We start from the raw sequence: 18,129 nt of genomic DNA, 5'->3' as shown, positions 1-18,129 counted from the left end.
ATGGAAATGACTGTATATTAAATGAAAGGTAATTCTTTAGCAACTACGGACTTATGATAAAAATCATTTTTTTAGATTATTGATAAGGGTATTTTTAATGAAAATGATCTTATCATGGAAAAAGTAAGTGCTACTTCGGATATTTTGTACAGTGTGGATTCTTTACAAACTTATATTTTGGAATGTGAAAAATTAAAATCCGATATTGCATTGAAAACGAAAGACATACGCTTTCTACAACAACTTTTGGATCGGTATTTCGATGAAATTGTACAAAATGAAAACCTGGATGAAATACGTGAAAGTTTAATGCGTTTTCAAGATCTTTGTTATAATTGTTCGCGTTTAAAAAAACGTATAAAAGACCACCAACGCCAATTGGTCGGGATTCTAAAGGGATATGAAGGTTTTAACTCCAATGCCCTAACCAAGGAACAGACTTGGATAGAAAAACGTATTGCTTCACTTACGCATGACTTCATTTCCGTTGAAAAAGAAATTTTGGTCATCGCGGACAACGTAATACAAAAAGACAAGGAAAACAGAAACCATCTATTCATTTGTTAACGCATTACACACGGCACATTTAGAACTGAATACCAATTAATCGAATCTGCAAAATGGATTACATTGACTATTATAGTGTATTGGGAATTTCAAAAAACGCCACACCCAACGAGATTAAGAAAGCTTATCGTAAACTCGCGAGGAAATATCATCCTGATGTAAACCCAAATGATGCGGAGGCCGAACGAAAATTTAAACAGATCAATGAGGCCAATGAAGTATTGGGTAATCCTGAGAACAGAAAAAAATATGATGAATACGGGAAGGATTGGCAACATGCCGATGAAATAGAAAAAGCCCGCAAAGCACAACAACAAGGTAGACAATACCAGTCGTCGGGCGGATTCGGGGAGCACGATTTTTCAGACTTTTTTGAATCTATGTTCGGGGGAAGAACCACTAGAGGCTATTCCAGTGGTAGGCAACCAAAATATCGGGGGCAAGATTTCAATGCCGAGCTCAAACTACAGTTAAACGAAGTTTACTCTACGCATAAGAGAACCTTAACGGTAAACGGAAAGAACATAAGAATAACCATTCCCGCAGGTATAGAAAATGGGCAGACCATAAAAATAAACGGGCATGGTGGCCCTGGGCGCAATGGCGGACCAAAAGGTGACCTTTATATTACCTTTATTATAGAGAACAACACCCCATTTAAACGCGATGGCAATAACCTATATAAAAATGTAGACCTGGACATATATACCGCTGTTTTAGGTGGTGAGATCACAGTCGGCACTTTTGATGGTAAGGTAAAACTGAACGTAAAACCAGAGACCCAAAACGGAACAAAGGTAAAGTTGAAAGGGAAAGGGTTTCCAATTTATAAAAAAGAAGGCAAATTCGGTGACCTGTTCATCACCTATACCATTAAAACACCTACGAATTTATCTGCCAAAGAAAAAGAACTCTTCAAGGAATTGGCCAAATTAAAATCACCTAAATAATGGAACAGTATAAATACATAGAAGTCAGGGATTTTTGTGTCAGTCATGGAATCAGTACCCAATTCATTGTACAATTGCATGATACTGGTTTGATTAAGGTAGTCAAAAAAGAAAACACCGAATATTTGCAATATGATGAACTACCAAAGGTGGAAAAAATAGTTCGCCTACATGATGACCTTAACATTAATCTAGAGGGTATTGATGTTATCAATAGTTTATTGGAACGGGTTGAACAAATGCAAAACGAAATCATCAACTTAAAGAACAAACTGGATTTTTACGAATAATCCCATTAAGTTTAAAAGGCACTAGGACTGCTACTACTTCTTTTGAACCTGAAGGTAGCCCCATGCTTTTTACCCCCCTATCCCCATACTACATTGTTTATTGAAAACAGTCCTTTGCAAGATGCAATTGAAGTGATAACTCCCTGTTAATAAACTTCATAGCACCCACTATTTTTAGCTAAACATTATGATAATTATCATGAAAAATAGGGTGTTTTGTAGGTAACTTTAAAGAATAGCACTAAGCTTGGACTAAATACTATTCATATGGAAAATTATAGAATAAGACCGAAAGGAGATTATATTCAACTTACGGATTGGGATGAGTTGTACGTTTTGACCAAACATTGGAAATCTGATTTAACCTTCTATAAACAAGACTTGGTTTTTCTGCATAACCTATTGAATAAATATTTTATTTGGATTACCAAAGAGGACAATCTTGAGGCCGTAAAAAAAATTGCCGAGGGAATCATGAACGATAGAAAAGTCGGCAAAAAACTTCTAGAAAGAGTGGGCGAACACCTGAACCATATTGCACAGACCATTGAAGACCCCTTTAAACATGACACCCGATTGTTCCGTGAAGAACATCAAGCCCTTGAAGACGATATCGCTCGCTTTTATAAAACGGTACGTGAAAACAGAAAACAAGTCTTTGCCATAACCGAACACATTATGGACAGTGAAAGTTTGGGACATTTATTGGAGAAATAATTTTTAAGAAACATGCTTCCATGCCAATGCCGCAGGCCCCAAAATTGCGGCATTGCGTGGTGCATTCGACAAATACACCTTTACTTTGCCCTTGTAGGCGACAAAAAGGTTTTTTTCCATATTGGCCTTAACCGGTTTTAATAGAATATCACCAGCCTTACTAAGTCCACCTGCCAAAATAAAAGCCTCCGGATCTAAATGAGCGACCGTATCAGCCATTTTACGGCCTAAAATCTCTGCTGTTAAATCGAATGCCCTTAGAGCCAAGACATCACCTTCAATTGCAGCTTTGGCAATATCCTCACCGGTTAAATCCTCAAAACTTATACTACGTAATGGTGAATCTTCACGCATTTCAGAAATTAGCTCAAATACAGTTCTTTTAATTCCCGTAACCGAGGCATAGGTTTCCAAACAGCCCTGAAGACCACAATTGCAATACCTTCCATGGGGATCTACATTCACATGTCCGATTTCCCCAGCTTGGGCATGCTCGCCCAAAAGAAGCTCCCCGTTTACGATAATACCACTTCCTAATCCGGTACCTAAGGTCAGTACAACAAAATTGCGCATTCCTTGGCCCAAACCGAACTCCAACTCCCCTAAGGCCGAAGCATTGGCATCATTCGCTATATACACGGGTAAATTATAAGTTCTGGATATTTCCGCCGCGATTGGCGTTTCTTTTCCCCAATTCAAATTGGGAGGATTCTCAATATTACCGGTCAAGGAATTGGCATTGGGAGCCCCTATACCAATGGCAATAGGTTTGTTATCCGTACCTACCAAGGCAATCAATTCATTGATATTAAGAACCAATTCCTTTAGAAAATCGGCAAATGGCTCTTTTGATCTTGTACCGAACACCTTTGACCCAAGTATTTCCCCCTTCTTATCAACAACACCTATTTTTGTGAAAGTTCCGCCTATATCAATGGCCAACACAGTATTCATAATCCATTATTTTAATTACAAAGGACTTAAAAAATATTACTTTAACGACTGATGCAAATCATCCTAAAAAACGAAATTTAGGATTATACTTAACCTATTAAAAGACGACCAACATTTAATTTTCGAAAACATGGAAAATAAAACGGCCCAATTGTATTATCACATCGGGATACTTTTTTATGCCATTGCCATGGCAGACAAAAAAGTTCATGAAGAAGAATATAACAAACTGAAAATCCTTCTCAGGCAAAAATGGTTGCAGTATCCTGATATCGATGAAAAAACGAACAAGGACAACGCTCTGGAAATATACAACGCATTTACCAAAATGTTAGAACAAGGAACCGATAGCGAGGAATGTTTTAACCGTTATCGAACGTACTTCTTAAAGAACAAGCCAAAATTTACCGATGAACTCAAAGCGCTCATATGGGAAACGGGCCAATCGATAGCAACCATCTTTGCTAAAAAAAACAAATCCGAACTGGTTATTCTAGCCAAGTTACGTATCCTTTTTCAGGATTGAACCTATACCTTGAAAGTAATAACGGGAAGATCGGCCCTGTTGGCGATATCTTCCCCTATACTTCCTTTGAAAAAATGTGACAATCCTTTTCTTCCTTGAGTAGGAAGTGCGATAATATCAGCGTCAATTTTCTGGGCATAATTATAAATTCCCTGTTCTATACTGTAATCGTTCAAAATAGTGACTTTTTCTTTGGACGGATTTTCCCCATGATGGGCCGTTCTCATAAAAATCCCTATTTGCTCCTTGATTTCCTCCGTACTTCTAAAATATTGATTAGGACGGTTTATATACACCTTATGAACCTCTACTTTCAATTTATTGAAGAAGTTCATCGCCTTCATATAAACCTCAATATGTTCTACTCCAAAATCACTGGCGAAGACCGCTTTTTTTATATCAAAATCCTTTCTTTTCTTCTTTATCACCAAAACAGGTACAGAACAATTACGAACTACTTTTTCAGTATTTGAACCAACAAAAAGACCTGTAAGGCCCGTTACGCCGTGGGAGCCCATGACAACAAGGTCTATATTCCGTTCTTTTACGACATTGTTCATTTCGTTGAAGTCTTTATAATTCTGAACGATCTCGAACACTTTTACCCCTTTGAGGTATGGTTTATCCAAAAACTCATTAAACCTCTTCTTGGCCAATTTCATGTAGTATTGAGCCTCCATGAACTCTTGGGCTTCATTTTTTGTAAAAATGGCCTCAGAGAGTCCTAGCATATGCAATAAGATCAAATCAGCGTTGAATTTACTGGCTAAATGTGCCGCGACTTCCAATGCATTCTCAGAAAATTCAGAAAAATCTACAGGTACAAGGATTTTATCCATAATACAATAGTTTAAGGATTAGGAATTAATACTCAATGTTTGTTCATAATGGCTTTGCGCTTATTCAATTGTTTTTCGAGATCCTTTATGGTATTGGCCGCAGCCTTCTCAAAATCGTCTTCATTGGAACTGGCGAAAATCCTTGGTCCAGGGGCACTGAGTTCCATCTCACAAATTTTACCCTTACCTGATGGATCGTTTTCTTTCTTAAAATGTACTTCGGCCCTGATTACCCATTCGAATTTGTTTGCGAGTCGATTTAATTTAGAAGTTATTAATTCATTCATCGCTTCACTTGTAGGCATTTGAACATATTGAATGTTAATTGTCATATTATTTTGATTTTAGATTTACATAAAGCTATAATCTTTATAAAAAGGAAACCATGACATATGTCATTACCTTAAAATAATTCGGATTTAATAGTGCCATTACCACATCTGAAAATAAGTTAAAAAGGCTATTACCTCATTACAAGTACAAGTTTCATTATTCTTCCTTGATTATCTGAGTGGATATTCCCGAACTATTTTTCTTATAGGCAAAAGGCACCTTTAATTGGTACATGATATCGTTGGCTTTACCGTCATCCAGAATATCTAGCCCATAAACGATATCCTTGGTGTCATGATAAACGAACGTTCCAAAAACCCTATCCCAAATAGAAAAAATATTCCCAAAATTGGTATCGGTCCATGGCATTTCATGATGATGGTGGAATTTATGTGTATTAGGCGATACAAAAACCATACTTATTGCCTTATCCAAGGCACGTGGCAATTGTATATTGGCATGTGAAAAGTAAGTGAACAGCACGGTTAATATCCGGTAAACGAGATAGTATGCCAAGGGTAAACCCGCAATTAAAATGGCCAATAACGAAAATAGTTCCCTCATAAAATAATCTATTGGATGATGACGCGTTCCAGAGGTTACATCTACATTGGTATCACTATGGTGAACCATATGAAACCGCCACATAAAACGAACTTTATGCAACATAAAATGTACCACATATTGGGCAAGGAAATCCAATAACATCACGGCCAATATCAATTCTACCCATATGGGTAAATCTACCATATTCAATAAACCGAATCCACTTACCTCGAGCCAACTGAAAATATCTACCGTAGCAATACCGAAGAGAACATTGATCACAATCGTGGTTGACAACAATATAAAGTTGGTGAATGCATGTTGCCACTTGTCGTATTTGAATTTACGGAGCGGATAAGCCCCCTCTAGCAACCAAAAAACCACTAACAGTCCAACAATCCACACAAACTTTTGAAGACTGGTCAAATGGGCAAAAAAATCGATAAATGCATTCATGTTCAAATCAACTACTTTAGTATATCAATAAATTTTTAGCTGAATATACTTCAAATATTCAAAAAACTAATAAAATTATTGAGTCATTAACACATGACATTCTTCTTGACTACTTTAAAAATACTTCGTTCACCCTATTAATCTTCATAAAAAACCATAAAAAAAGCGGCTTGGATACATTCATCCAAACCGCTTAATATGATATCTCCGCTTCTTTTAAGCGACAATTTTACATTCTTACTATTTCAAGAAATCAAGTACTTCGTTATATACTTTCTCTCCTGTGAATCCGAATTTATCATCCAACACTTTAGCAGGCGCTGAATATCCGAAATGATCCAAACCGAAAACCTTACCATTTGGCCCTACCAACGCTTCTAAGTTAACGGGCAATCCGGCTGTAAGTCCAAATACGGGAACACCTTCAGGGATCACACTGGTTTGATAATCTTTAGATTGTAACCTAAAAACACCTTCTGAAGGAATTGAAGCGATACTGACCTTCAAATTCTTTCTTTCTTCCAATAATCCAGCAGCCTCTATCAAAGTGGATACTTCTGAACCATTGGCTACCAAAACTACGTCAGCACCCGAAGTTTCCTTAACTAGATAACCTCCTTTTTCCGCATTCAAGGCTTCTGCATATCTAGAACCTGAATTTGCAGGAACATCTTTGATTCCTTGTCTTGAAAGTATAAGACCTGTTGGGGTCTTGGTGTTTTCCATGGCCATTTTCCAAGCAACACTGGTTTCTTGGGAATCAGCTGGGCGTAATGCCACAAAGCTAGGATCGCCACTATGGTTTTTCAATTTCTCCAACAAGCGTATTTGTGCTTCTTGTTCTATGGGTTGGTGCGTTGGTCCGTCTTCCCCTACCCTAAAGGCATCGTGAGTCCAAACGAACTTAACGGGCAATTCCTGAATACAGCTTAATCTGATAGCTGGTTTCATATAGTCGGAGAAAACGAAGAAAGTCGCTACGACAGGAATAACCCCTCCATGAAGTGCTATACCGTTTGCTATGGATGCCATGGTCAATTCCGCCACCCCTGCTTGTAAAAACGCTCCTGAAAAATCACCTCTTTTCAAGGCCTTCGATTTTTTAAGGAATCCGTCGGTCTTATCACTATTGGATAAATCGGCGGAAGATACGATCATATTCTCAACGTTCTCAGCTAAATAAGCCAATACGTTTGAAGAAGCGGCCCTAGTTGCCAATCCGTCTTTATGTACAACGGACTCAAAATCCAATGCTGGCAATTCGCCGGAAAGGAAATGGTCTAATTTATCGGCCAACTCTTTATTTTCCTTTTTCCAAGCATCAATTTCATTCTTTTTAACTTTGGCATCGGCTTTCTTTTTTTCCAGGATATCTGCATAAAACGCCTTAACATCCGGTTTAATTTCAAAAGGATCACTTGGGTCAACTCCAAGGTTTACGAGTGTCTTTTCATAATCAGCACCTGTATGCCCTATAGGTTGTCCGTGCAATTCACAATGCCCTTCGAACATGCTGCCATCGGCGGTAACACAACCTTTGCCCATTATGGTTTTACCGATAATCAAAGTAGGTTTTTCGGTTTCGGCATTGGCTTCTACCAATGCTTTTCTTATGGCATCATGGTCATGGCCATCAATGGTGATAACTTTCCATCCCCATGCCTTATATTTCATTTCGGTATCCTCTGTGGTTACCTCATCGGTCATCGTGGATAATTGTACATCATTGGAGTCGTAGAACATGATGAAATTATTCAATCCCAAATGTCCAGCAATTCTTCCGGCGCCTTGAGAAATCTCTTCTTGAACACCTCCATCGGAAATGAAACCATATATTTTATGGTTCATCCAATCACCAAAACGGGCCTGTAAGAATTTTGATGCTATGGCCGCACCGATACCCATTGTATGTCCTTGTCCTAAAGGACCGGATGTGTTTTCTATACCTCTTGCCACATCAACTTCCGGGTGTCCTGGTGTAATGGAACCCCATTGTCTAAAATTCGCTACATCATCTTTGGCGTAATTACCCAAAAGATAATACTGTGCATACATCAAAGTGGATAAGTGACCTGCATCCATGAAGAAACGGTCCCTGAACGGCCAAGTCATATCACTTGGGTCGTAGTTGAAAAACTCTGAATACAATATGTGCATAAAATCGGCACCTCCCATTGGGCCACCAGGATGGCCAGAATTGGCCTTTTCAACCATTGCTACTGCCAGAGCCCTAATATTATCAGCCGATTGCAGATTAATTTCTTTGTTCATTCGATGTTTTTTGTAAGAATTATCAGTTAGTCTTTTAAAATCAAAATTTTCTAAAAAAAATTCAGACAAATCTAACTTTTTTTATTGTTTTTTAGATTGGTATACCTCTAAAAACTGTTTTTTTTAATATTCACAACAAGAGCCTCTTTTTTTGTGCAATCCGTAGGCCTATAGTTTATTATGCCTTTGGCCGTTCGCTCCAATCCATGGATTTCATATAACGATTTCGTATTTTTATGTATTACCTAAATAGGTAATAAGGTAAAAGCTTTGTATTCGGTATATTGTGGTACAGGAAAGCTGCCCACATTTGTGGTGAAGGTCTTTACCTCCCCTTGGGACCTATGGGGTATTCAACGTGAAACTGATGTAAAGACCGGCCATATGCAAATCCCATGTTCCTTGATAACCCCTTATTAGACCACCAGCAATACCTAGAACTTATAATCCAAGCTCAAATAAGTACCCCTAGGCAATACCGGAACAACAATAAAACTTGCATCTGGATTCGCTTGAATATAGTCCGCTGTAGCACTATTGGCACTTGCCCCAAAATTATTGGGACCAAAGAAATTGGCAAGACCCCCAGAATTGAAAAGATTGGTAACCTCTAAGTGTGCAGAAAGGTTGTTGTTGATTTGAAAGCCCACTCCTGTATTAAAAATACTATAAGCAGGTAATTGAAAGGCATTTCCAACGTTTCCTTCCCGTTCCCCCATAAACTGCCACCTATAATAGCCGTTCCATTTATCCTTGTTATACGCAACCCCTAGGTTGAACATTATTTTGGGATTGAATGCCAAGGTGTTCCCCGAATAATCCAAAATAACATCATCTGACCTATCCACGGAATCCGAAGCGTCATAAACCGTCCATTGCGTAGCTTTTGCATTTTGCAACGACCCATTAAAAGTGAACGCAAGATATGAAAGTGGTGTATAGGCACTTTCCCATTCTATACCAACCGTACGTGAATCATTGAACTGTACCGGGGCATAAAACACACTACCATCATCAGGGTCAAATTGAAAATCCGCAATACCTATGTTCCTCAATTGGCTCCAAAATGCTGTTGCCATAACGGAAAATTGGTTGGTTTGCCCCTTAAAGCCCATTTCCAACTGGTTGATTTCCTGCACCTGTCCTTTTTGATTGATGGGCACCCCGGAAAAATTATTGAAATAATAATTCAATTCCGGTGCCTTATTACCCGAAGAGAAACGGCCGAAAATACTGGTATGGTCATTGACTGCGTAATTCAATGCCGTTGAATAAGACAAATAATCATACTTAAAATCGAAACTATCCCGTTCGCCCGAAGGCATTAAAATACCATTGTCATAATCCGTTATTGGATTACCGTCATATCCGCCTTCCCTTTCAAAAGGAACCGCCTGATCTTTGCTTCCTTTATGACCCATGGATTCATATCGCAATCCGATATCAATATGTAAACGATCGGACAATTTACATCGGTCATTCGCAAAAAATGCGACCTGCGCCACGTCAGCCCTGGCATTATCGAAAAATAAGCCCCCGTAATTACTTAATCCATTTGAATCGGAAAGGGCAATCATAGGTTGACCTGGATTTTCAAGGGTTACCTGTAACATCCGGGGATTGGGTTCATAGGTCACATAACCAAAACTGCCTTGGGTAAAAAGGGATGTATTGGAGAACCCCAATCCCAAACCAAAGGTAATATCATGATTATCAGTCATTTTACGAATGGTTATTTTATTCATCCATTCATCACTCTTGTTCTGTTTCAACCAAGAAGCCGTACCCATAATCGCATCATAAGGCAATGTGCCTGTTCCTATATATTCAAAGGATTCCCCCGATAAAATGCCACTATTGTCCAAACGCGCCAATTCCTCTCCAGAAACCACCTCATTAAAAACCACTTGACCTAACGGAAATTGGGCTCCTGAAATGAAATACGCCAAAGGATCGTCCAAAGAAACGAATGCATTGCTAATGGCCGTTTGCCAATTGGCACTCTTATGGGAATATTTTAGATTGAAACGTACGGACCAATCCATTCCTAAATCCTGTAAAAACTCAACACCGAAGGCCTTATCTTGGGCATGAACACCTTGGGAAGGATCAAAACGACCTATAGCGCCTTCACTTAATCTTCTTCCATCGGGAACATCGACAGAAAAGGCTGGCATTAACAATGCAGTTGTATTAAAATCCTGACCATAGGCTGCAATGGGGTCATCCCATTGTGTAGCGGCAACACCTGTATATCTATTGGTGAAATCATCCAACAACTTACCGTAGAATTTAATAAATCCTTTTTCATGTTTTTTCATAAGGTTGAATCGCAATTGTCCACCTTTACTGAAAGTGAAGTCGGTATTCCTAGCCCCTTCATCCTTACGGTAATGACCTCCGAAACTGAAAAACCAATTGTTACCTATCGGACCTCCAAATCTACCATCAACCCTGAACATTGGATTATTATTTCCTTGGAGGCCACCCTGAAGAAGAACTTCACCTCCAAAAACATCACTAGGACCTTTTGAAATAAAGTTATAAATACCTCCAGGGGCATTTAGGGCTGTTATTGCGGCACCCCCCCCCCGTATGGCTTCTACCCTATCGGTAAATACATCAGAACGATAAAAAATATCGGGACCGTAGTAAGAATGTTGCACCAAGCTAACTGGTAAACCGTCCTCTTCAAGTGAAACATAATACCAGCCCATATCATCCTCGGCAGAGGCGGATATGCCTCTGGTATATACCTTAGTAAAAACTTCACCTGCCGAAGCATCAGTAAAAGTTCCGGGAATGGCCTGCAATAAATCTGCCGTTCCCCTTAAAAGTCCATCCATCAAATCTTTACCTTGCAGGGTGCTAATAGAGGTAGCGGACGAAAGCTTACTTCGAGGTTCGAAGTTTCCGGTAACTACTACCGTCTGCAAGGCGAGCACATCATCATCCAACACGATTACTAATTGAACATCTTCCTTTTTTAATTTTATTTTTTCCCAATATTTTTTTGCCCCCAAATAAGAAATGGATAGCAGATATTCACCAAGTTTCAAATTTGGGAATTCAAATCTCCCTTGGAAATTTGAAATTGTTGAATGGTTTCCTGGTTCAATGACAATATGAGCACCAACAATAGGTTCCAACAAGCTGTTTTTCACTTCTCCACTAACACTATTTTGCCCATAAACATAGCAATGGAAGATAAAAAATATTAATAAAGAATACGGGAGTAGGACTTTTTGCATTTTCAGATTTTAATAACCTAAATATACAAGAACCGGATAACATATACTTCCAATCTTTTAAGAATCACTATTTATAAATTTCGCTGGCCAAGGGATTGTTATTTCTTTAAAACATAAATAGTTATTCATTCTTAATCTTAATGTTGTCTTTGGTAACTATTTTGGAATATTGATATACCTCTTTGACCCTCTCTTCAGTATTTGCTGTCATTAACCATCCGGACCAAACCATGAACCAAGACCATTTCGGCTGTACTTTTAAAATATTGGTTTTGGGCAATTCCCCAACTTCTCCCAATGCTATAGGTTTATCTTGAGCTAATTTCAATAATTCTTCGTAGTCCTTTTGCTCATAATCGAAGTGATATACATCGGTTGCCAAAACATCGACAAAGTCATGTCCGGGATAAAAGTCTTTATAGGCGAAAGCTTCATCTTCAGGAATATCCCTAGGGGCATTCGCATTCCAAACCCAAATCAAGTTATTTATATGATGATACTCAACAAGCCTTTGGTATAACATTTTCCAGAGCTTTATATAGCCATCTTCACCTTTTTTATCTCCCCACCAAAACCATACACCGTTCATCTCATGGTATGGACGCCATAATACCGGAATATTTTGTTTTTCAATTTCTTTTAGATGTACCGCCAAGCGATCTACCTGATCTTCCCATCGTTGATGGACTTCCGAACCGGGTGAAATCAATTTTGTCCAATCACCATCTGAAATTTTATTTTGAACACTCTCTTTCCATCCGTAAGGAGCATCATCAATTGGCCTGCCAACATGCCACATAAGGGTTATAATTGCCCCTTTTTCATGTTTATCGATAACTTCCTTTACGATTTTAGAACCTGGATCTGTTTTTTCATTACTCCAATAAAAGTCAGCACCCCATATAGCAGGATATTTCCCAGTTAATTCATTCACTTTTTCATAATACCTGTCGGGTTCATGGCTGTAGCAATGTTGTCCAGATAAAATCTTATCGCCCATACTACCGATATAGGCCAATAATTCCCTTGCTTCTTTTGATGCATTTTTATTTACCGGTTCTAATTGTGCTTGGCCAAGCTGACAGAAAAAAACCAAAATCATTATAACTGAATATTTCATAGCGCAATTTTCTATTCTTTTTTATTAAGTAATTGATCAGCAGCCAGGACCAGAAAAATATAATCGGTAGTACCACCCCCTAACACATACTCCGTTTGCTGCCATAAAAAGGGCCATTCCAACAATTCAGGTAAGTTGGGCCTGATCAAGGCCGTACCGGAGCCTATTCCTCCTGGAATGAACGAAAAATCACCACGATTCATACCATATGCCTGCGTAATAGACCTAGAACCTACCCCAGACACAAATGATGATGTGTTTATCCCTGGATGAACACCCAATATGAAATTCAAGGAATTCAATATATATTTTTTGGGAAAGAATTCAGGAAAACCCGTATGCAAATAATATTGTCGCATCCCAAAATTCTGGATCCCCCAACCTGCTCCCCAAATATTGGGTTTATATACCAAACCATAGGGAGTTTCCTCTTCGAGACCATTAATCTCTTTGAGATATCCTTGAACCGCTTTACTCACTTTTACCTTGAAACTTTTTTGCTTTATCAATGGTAAAGCTGGTGCTACCAACCATCCTGTACGGGCTATATTTTCAGTAATGATTCGATGATTGTCGGTCAGGAACCGGGAATATTCATCATTCCTGGTAGTTCTTAACAATTCAACGGCCAATTCAACCTTATCCAAGGGGTTTTCGGTAGTTGTCTTTTTCCAAATCGCGATTGATATCTCTATACAACTCTCGGCCATTTCCTTATTATAACCGCCCAAAACCCTACTTGCGGCAGCAAGGGCAGCTGCCGTACTCATTTCCCTCTTAGGATTGTCCTCTGTATAAACCCAACGATCGTCCGGTGCTCCAACTTTGCCAATTTCAATATTCTTTATATCTGTTTGCGATAAATTACTGTCCCCAGAATAATCAATATTATCACTATGGTTTACTGCATCCCCAAGCAAAACATATTGTCTCTTGTGAGGAACAATAATTCCGCGATAAAATCTACCTAAGGATTTATATCCCCCGATAATCGAAAGTACCCCATGCTCAATTTGCTGTATAACATCTGGCACCCCGTCCGGTTGTTGTATCTCCACTGTTTTCGTATTCTGGTCTATAGTGGTATTGTCATAATCAACTTTGAAAATTTCGTAGATATGAGCGAGTCCTTGCACCGTTGCTGCTTGGGACTCAACTCTCAAGTCGAAATCACCCGCATCGTGCCATCCACCTATGTTGATTCCATGTATATGTTCCCCCGATTTGTATCTGGTCATTGTTTCGGGTCCTTGTAAATAGCCATCAAAATGATTTGAATTGATTGGTGCCATTCTTGCGTCATCTAAATGGCAACGCCCGTGCCAAACCTTATATCGATCATTAATGCGCATATGACACATTTGCACCGGTAAGAAATATTCTAACGTGGGTTGCCATACATCCCTTTTGTATACCTCTGTGCTTATTTGGAAAGGACGTGTTTTAAAATCCTTATATGAAACAACATACATACCGGAATCTTTTATTTCAGAAAAATCAAAATGGTAGTATTTATATCTTAAAAAATCTCCCCACTCTTTTGGTCGTTTCGAAATTACAGTAGTAAAACCTCCCCTGCTATTAACTTTTTGAAGTTTCACCTCTTCAATTTCCAAATCAGTTTTATCGGTTTCGATTACGGCTATTTTTTCTTGTTCAGGATGATAACCAACTTGTGACACCTGAACAACAGGTGAATATTTGAAATCAGAAATCACATTTGGGGTAACCAGCCATTCTATGGCATTTTTGGTTTTACCAGCTGGGACCAAAGAACGAACCACAAACCAACCATTGTTATGTTTAGCCCTACCATCTATCAATTGCAGTTGCGAATTTTGAAGATTTTGTATGCGTAAAGTTTGGCGCCCATCCTCTGGAACAATTATGAGTTCCTTTCCGATTGCCATTGGAACTATTTGGTATTCGCCATCTTGATCCGTATAGCCTGGACCATTGGCCTGTCTGTTAAAAATACCAAAGGAATCATCCATATAATAAGACTTGCCAAACAAAATACCAGGAAACAACTCAATATTCATCCCTACTTTCCCAACCCATTCTGCAGGCAATGGAGAATCCAAATCCACAACGATTTTAAACGATTTTCCCATGGGTTTTACTTTTAAAGTGTAGGACAAATTCAAATCTGGATATTCGATAGGATTGAATCCTTTTCTATCCTTTGATTCATCCGGATAAGTCATTTTTACACTGATTTCCTGTTTTGACCTATCTACCATCCGCTCCCCTACTTTTGGAACCGGTTGCCATTGACCCGGTGTTGGCTCCAATCTAAGATCGCCATTCGTGGCAACCCGTATTCCGTTTTGAATTATCCCAACTCCACCTTGATGACTTTCTGGATAAAAATCATGGGCCAACATAACATCCGCCCCTTTCATTTCAAGGTATTCAAGTTCGTTTATCTTGAAGACCTTGGAAGAATCCAATTGAACTTGCGAGTGAACAATAAGCGAGTTTAAAATGAAGAAAAATATCAAATGGTATTTCATAACATAAAATTTATAAGTTCTTAACCCATATTAAAAAGAAAAGCTATTTCGGTATTTACTGTAATTTAATTTCCATTGAAGAAAACCATTACACCTATCACAATGGCCACTATCACTATTGAAACAGCTATATCGACCCAACTATAACTGTCTTTGTTCTTCGATTTTTCTTCTTCCGTAATTGTCCCAAAAGTTAAATTGACCACATGCTCTTTTGATGGAGGCGGTGTTAAAAGACTCACCACAACCAAGAATATCATACAGAATAGGAAAAACCATGCCCCGAAACTTAAAAAATTCATATCTCCCATCTTATATAAAAAGCTATTGGAGTCAAAACCATCTTTTATCAATTCGAGGGTAATCCTAATAAAGGCTACCACAACTCCCATAATCAATGTGGCAAAAGCACCCGTACCATTTATTCTTTTATAAAATATACCTAAAAGGAATACTGCAGTTATAGGTGGTGCTATATAGGCCTGCACACTTTGTAAATATTCATATAGAACGCCAGAGATATTGGCCATTATGGGAATCCATATAATACCAATAATCACGACTATTACGGTAGCGAACTGTCCTGTTCTCACTAATTTTTTTTCAGGGGTATTTGGTCTCAATTTTTTATAGATATCCACGGTAAAAAGTGTGGAGCATGAATTAAAGACAGAAGCCAAAGAACTCATTAAGGCCGCTAACAAGCCAGCAGCTACCAATCCTCGTAAACCTGATGGCAAAAGGTTACTCATCAATACCGGAAAGGCTTGATCTGGTGAATCCCAATGTAATTCCCCTCTCATTTTCAGAGTAAGAGCGATCATACCTGGAATCAAAAACAAAAAAACAGGTAGCAATTTCAAGGTTGCACCAAAAATGGTGCCTCGACGTCCTTCCTTTATATTCTTCGCCGTTAAGGCACGTTGAACAATATACTGATCCGTACACCAATACCATATACCTACAATAGTGCTGGTAATAAGTAATGAAGGCCATGGAAAGTCAGGATCTGTGGCTGGTCGCCACATATTAAAATATTCTGGCTTTAAAGTTTCTGTCATACTTCCCCATCCACCGACTTTATCAAGGCCAATAAAAGTCAATACCGCTGCACCCAAAATCAAAAGAACAGCTTGCAGGGTCTCTGTATAAACAACCGCACGCATTCCACCTAAAACGGTGTAAATACCCGTTAGAACAACCGTGGCTATGGCTCCCGTCCAGAAATCTATTCCCAAAAGTGCAGAGACGACTACCCCTCCCGCATATATAGTGACCGAAATCTTGGTCAATACATAAGCGGCGATTGAAAATACGGAAAGAACCCATCGCGATCTAGCATCGAAACGTTTTTCCAAGAACTCAGGCATGGTAAAAACTCCGCTACGGGCATAAAAAGGTAAAAACACCCATCCTAAAATCAATACCACCCAGGCTTGTATTTCATAAATTAGCAAAGGCAGTTTATTACTTGCTCCCGTACCAGCCAAACCCACTACATGTTCAGAGCCGATATTGGATGCAAAAATGGAAGCCCCGACGACGAACCAACCGATATTTCTACCTGCTAGGAAATAATCTTCTGTATTATTCTTTTTCTTTCGGATTACCCAAACAGCAATTCCTAACAATATTATAAAATATAAGGCAATACTGATCCAGTCTAGGGTATCCAATGTTTTCATAGGAAAGTTTTAGGTAAAATTATTTGGTCGTGAAATTAAACGTAGTGGTAGTTGTATACTTTTGGCCCGGATTTAAGGTTACTGAAGGAAAGCTTGGCTGATTCGGTGAATCCGGATAATGTTGGGTTTCCAAACAAAGGCCACTTCTTTTGCCATATGTGCCACCTCCTGGTACAGGCAACGTACCATCTAAAAAATTACCTGTATATAATTGTACCCCGGGCTCTGTTGTTGCAACTTCCATTACCCTACCTGTTTCCCGTTCATAAACTTTGGCCACTATTCGTAAACCTTTATTCTGATCATTCAATACCCAATTGTGGTCATAGCCACCCCCTTTTTTGATTTGATCGTGATTCGCTTCAATATCCTTTCCTACCAATTTAGGTGACCTAAAATCGAATGGGGTTCCGGCAACATCCATTAATTCCCCTGTCGGAATCAAGTTACTGTCTACAGGAACCAGTTTATCAGCATTCAATGTAATTTCATGATCCAATATATTTTTCGAAAAATCACCACTTAAATTAAAGTAGCTATGTTGCGTAAGGTTTACCACGGTCGGTTTGTCCGTTGTTGCCTCATATAAGACTTTCAAAGTATTATCATCTGTTAGTGTATAGGTAACACTATTGGCGAGGTTACCTGGAAAACCTTCTTCCATATCCTTGCTTAAATAACTAAGCTTCAACGAGGCATTATCACCTTCGGTAGTTTCTTCGACCTTCCAAACTACCTTATCAAACCCTTTAATACCTCCATGCAAATTATTTGGTCCGTTATTCGCTGCCAATTTATATGCATTACCGTTCAATGAAAATTCGGCATTTGCTATTCTATTGCCATAACGACCGACCAATGCACCGAAAAACGGATTATCCTCTTCATACTGTTCGATCGAATCGAATCCTATGACCACATTACTGAATTTTCCATTTTTATCTGGTACGGATAGCCTTGTAATTCGGCCACCGTAGGTAATAATAGCCACTTCCATTCCTTTATCGTTCCGTAAGGTATAGAGTTCAACCGGAGTTCCCTCTTTTGTGTTTCCGTAAGTACTCTTTGTGATAGTGGTTTTTGATTGTTGTTTCATTGGTTCTGCTAT

Annotated in this window: 15 protein-coding genes; 5 read left to right on the top strand and 10 right to left on the bottom strand. The window is 38.8% G+C overall.

The features are described 5' to 3' along the window. Nucleotides 1-114 precede the first annotated feature (114 nt). From R3X28_RS06045 to R3X28_RS06030, 4 genes are all read left to right on the top strand, one after another. A complete protein-coding gene (locus tag R3X28_RS06045; protein ID WP_154369780.1) occupies nt 115-567 on the top strand; it encodes a hypothetical protein in 453 nt (150 codons plus the stop codon). A 53-nt stretch (nt 568-620) separates the two neighbouring features. Next, the gene (locus R3X28_RS06040) at nt 621-1,517 is read left to right on the top strand and encodes a J domain-containing protein (RefSeq protein WP_317663296.1); all 897 of its coding nucleotides are present in this window, start codon (nt 621-623) and stop codon (nt 1,515-1,517) included. After that, nucleotides 1,517-1,807: a chaperone modulator CbpM gene (locus R3X28_RS06035; RefSeq protein ID WP_154369784.1), complete on the top strand. Its 291-nt coding sequence runs from the start codon at nt 1,517-1,519 to the stop codon at nt 1,805-1,807. Before R3X28_RS06040 ends, R3X28_RS06035 begins: the two co-directional genes overlap by 1 nt. Nucleotides 1,808-2,074: 267 nt before the next feature. Beyond that, the gene (locus tag R3X28_RS06030) at nt 2,075-2,524 is read left to right on the top strand and encodes a hypothetical protein (RefSeq protein WP_154369786.1); all 450 of its coding nucleotides are present in this window, start codon (nt 2,075-2,077) and stop codon (nt 2,522-2,524) included. Nucleotides 2,525-2,527: 3 nt separating this feature from the next. On the opposite strand, the gene R3X28_RS06025 is transcribed toward R3X28_RS06030, so the two are convergent. Continuing rightward, nucleotides 2,528-3,478 (bottom strand): ROK family protein, encoded by a 951-nt coding sequence (locus tag R3X28_RS06025; RefSeq protein WP_317663293.1) that lies wholly within the window; start codon nt 3,476-3,478, stop codon nt 2,528-2,530. A gap of 130 nt (nt 3,479-3,608) precedes the next feature. Between R3X28_RS06025 and R3X28_RS06020 the strand changes: the two genes are divergently transcribed. Continuing rightward, nucleotides 3,609-4,004, top strand: coding sequence for a hypothetical protein (locus R3X28_RS06020; RefSeq protein ID WP_317663292.1), 396 nt, complete (start codon nt 3,609-3,611; stop codon nt 4,002-4,004). Nucleotides 4,005-4,006: 2 nt separating this feature from the next. Here the strand turns inward: R3X28_RS06020 and R3X28_RS06015 are convergent, their stop codons facing one another. From R3X28_RS06015 to R3X28_RS05975, 9 genes are all read right to left on the bottom strand, one after another. Continuing rightward, a complete protein-coding gene (locus tag R3X28_RS06015; protein ID WP_282056438.1) occupies nt 4,007-4,843 on the bottom strand; it encodes a universal stress protein in 837 nt (278 codons plus the stop codon). A 32-nt stretch (nt 4,844-4,875) separates the two neighbouring features. Continuing rightward, nucleotides 4,876-5,175, bottom strand: a complete 300-nt coding sequence (hpf, locus tag R3X28_RS06010) for a ribosome hibernation-promoting factor, HPF/YfiA family (protein ID WP_154369795.1) — start codon at nt 5,173-5,175, stop codon at nt 4,876-4,878. Between the two features lie 157 nt (nt 5,176-5,332). After that, nucleotides 5,333-6,178, bottom strand: coding sequence for a sterol desaturase family protein (locus R3X28_RS06005; protein WP_317663288.1), 846 nt, complete (start codon nt 6,176-6,178; stop codon nt 5,333-5,335). Between the two features lie 240 nt (nt 6,179-6,418). Further along, the gene (locus R3X28_RS06000; protein WP_317663286.1) at nt 6,419-8,449 is read right to left on the bottom strand and encodes a transketolase; all 2,031 of its coding nucleotides are present in this window, start codon (nt 8,447-8,449) and stop codon (nt 6,419-6,421) included. A gap of 434 nt (nt 8,450-8,883) precedes the next feature. Further along, nucleotides 8,884-11,700, bottom strand: coding sequence for a TonB-dependent receptor (locus R3X28_RS05995; RefSeq protein ID WP_317663284.1), 2,817 nt, complete (start codon nt 11,698-11,700; stop codon nt 8,884-8,886). A 121-nt stretch (nt 11,701-11,821) separates the two neighbouring features. Then, nucleotides 11,822-12,820, bottom strand: coding sequence for a glycosyl hydrolase (locus R3X28_RS05990; RefSeq protein WP_317663282.1), 999 nt, complete (start codon nt 12,818-12,820; stop codon nt 11,822-11,824). A gap of 11 nt (nt 12,821-12,831) precedes the next feature. Next, complete coding sequence (locus tag R3X28_RS05985) at nt 12,832-15,336, bottom strand: glycoside hydrolase family 9 protein (RefSeq protein ID WP_317663280.1); 2,505 nt, start codon at nt 15,334-15,336, stop codon at nt 12,832-12,834. Nucleotides 15,337-15,401: 65 nt separating this feature from the next. Beyond that, on the bottom strand, nt 15,402-17,021 hold the full coding sequence (locus tag R3X28_RS05980; protein ID WP_317663278.1) for a sodium:solute symporter: 1,620 nt from the start codon (nt 17,019-17,021) through the stop codon (nt 15,402-15,404). A 19-nt stretch (nt 17,022-17,040) separates the two neighbouring features. Continuing rightward, nucleotides 17,041-18,117, bottom strand: coding sequence for an aldose epimerase family protein (locus tag R3X28_RS05975; protein WP_317663275.1), 1,077 nt, complete (start codon nt 18,115-18,117; stop codon nt 17,041-17,043). Between the last annotated feature and the right edge of the window lie 12 nt (nt 18,118-18,129).

It is taken from the genome of Maribacter sp. TH_r10, assembly GCF_033101095.1.
GTDB lineage: Bacteria > Bacteroidota > Bacteroidia > Flavobacteriales > Flavobacteriaceae > Maribacter_A > Maribacter_A luteus.
The sequence above is the reverse complement of the archived record's forward strand: the minus strand, read 5'-3'. Positions and strand labels throughout refer to the sequence as shown.

Excerpts from the sequence above, each read along its gene's own strand:
- R3X28_RS06045 (WP_154369780.1), top strand. The coding sequence starts at position 115 with ATGGAAAAAGTAAGTGCTACTTCGGATATTTTGTACAGTGTGGATTCT.
- R3X28_RS06040 (WP_317663296.1), top strand. The coding sequence starts at position 621 with ATGGATTACATTGACTATTATAGTGTATTGGGAATTTCAAAAAACGCC.
- R3X28_RS06035 (WP_154369784.1), top strand. The coding sequence starts at position 1,517 with ATGGAACAGTATAAATACATAGAAGTCAGGGATTTTTGTGTCAGTCAT.
- R3X28_RS06030 (WP_154369786.1), top strand. The coding sequence starts at position 2,075 with ATGGAAAATTATAGAATAAGACCGAAAGGAGATTATATTCAACTTACG.
- R3X28_RS06025 (WP_317663293.1), bottom strand. The coding sequence starts at position 3,478 with ATGAATACTGTGTTGGCCATTGATATAGGCGGAACTTTCACAAAAATA.
- R3X28_RS06020 (WP_317663292.1), top strand. The coding sequence starts at position 3,609 with ATGGAAAATAAAACGGCCCAATTGTATTATCACATCGGGATACTTTTT.
- R3X28_RS06015 (WP_282056438.1), bottom strand. The coding sequence starts at position 4,843 with ATGGATAAAATCCTTGTACCTGTAGATTTTTCTGAATTTTCTGAGAAT.
- hpf (WP_154369795.1), bottom strand. The coding sequence starts at position 5,175 with ATGACAATTAACATTCAATATGTTCAAATGCCTACAAGTGAAGCGATG.
- R3X28_RS06005 (WP_317663288.1), bottom strand. The coding sequence starts at position 6,178 with ATGAATGCATTTATCGATTTTTTTGCCCATTTGACCAGTCTTCAAAAG.
- R3X28_RS06000 (WP_317663286.1), bottom strand. The coding sequence starts at position 8,449 with ATGAACAAAGAAATTAATCTGCAATCGGCTGATAATATTAGGGCTCTG.
- R3X28_RS05995 (WP_317663284.1), bottom strand. The coding sequence starts at position 11,700 with ATGCAAAAAGTCCTACTCCCGTATTCTTTATTAATATTTTTTATCTTC.
- R3X28_RS05990 (WP_317663282.1), bottom strand. The coding sequence starts at position 12,820 with ATGAAATATTCAGTTATAATGATTTTGGTTTTTTTCTGTCAGCTTGGC.
- R3X28_RS05985 (WP_317663280.1), bottom strand. The coding sequence starts at position 15,336 with ATGAAATACCATTTGATATTTTTCTTCATTTTAAACTCGCTTATTGTT.
- R3X28_RS05980 (WP_317663278.1), bottom strand. The coding sequence starts at position 17,021 with ATGAAAACATTGGATACCCTAGACTGGATCAGTATTGCCTTATATTTT.
- R3X28_RS05975 (WP_317663275.1), bottom strand. The coding sequence starts at position 18,117 with ATGAAACAACAATCAAAAACCACTATCACAAAGAGTACTTACGGAAAC.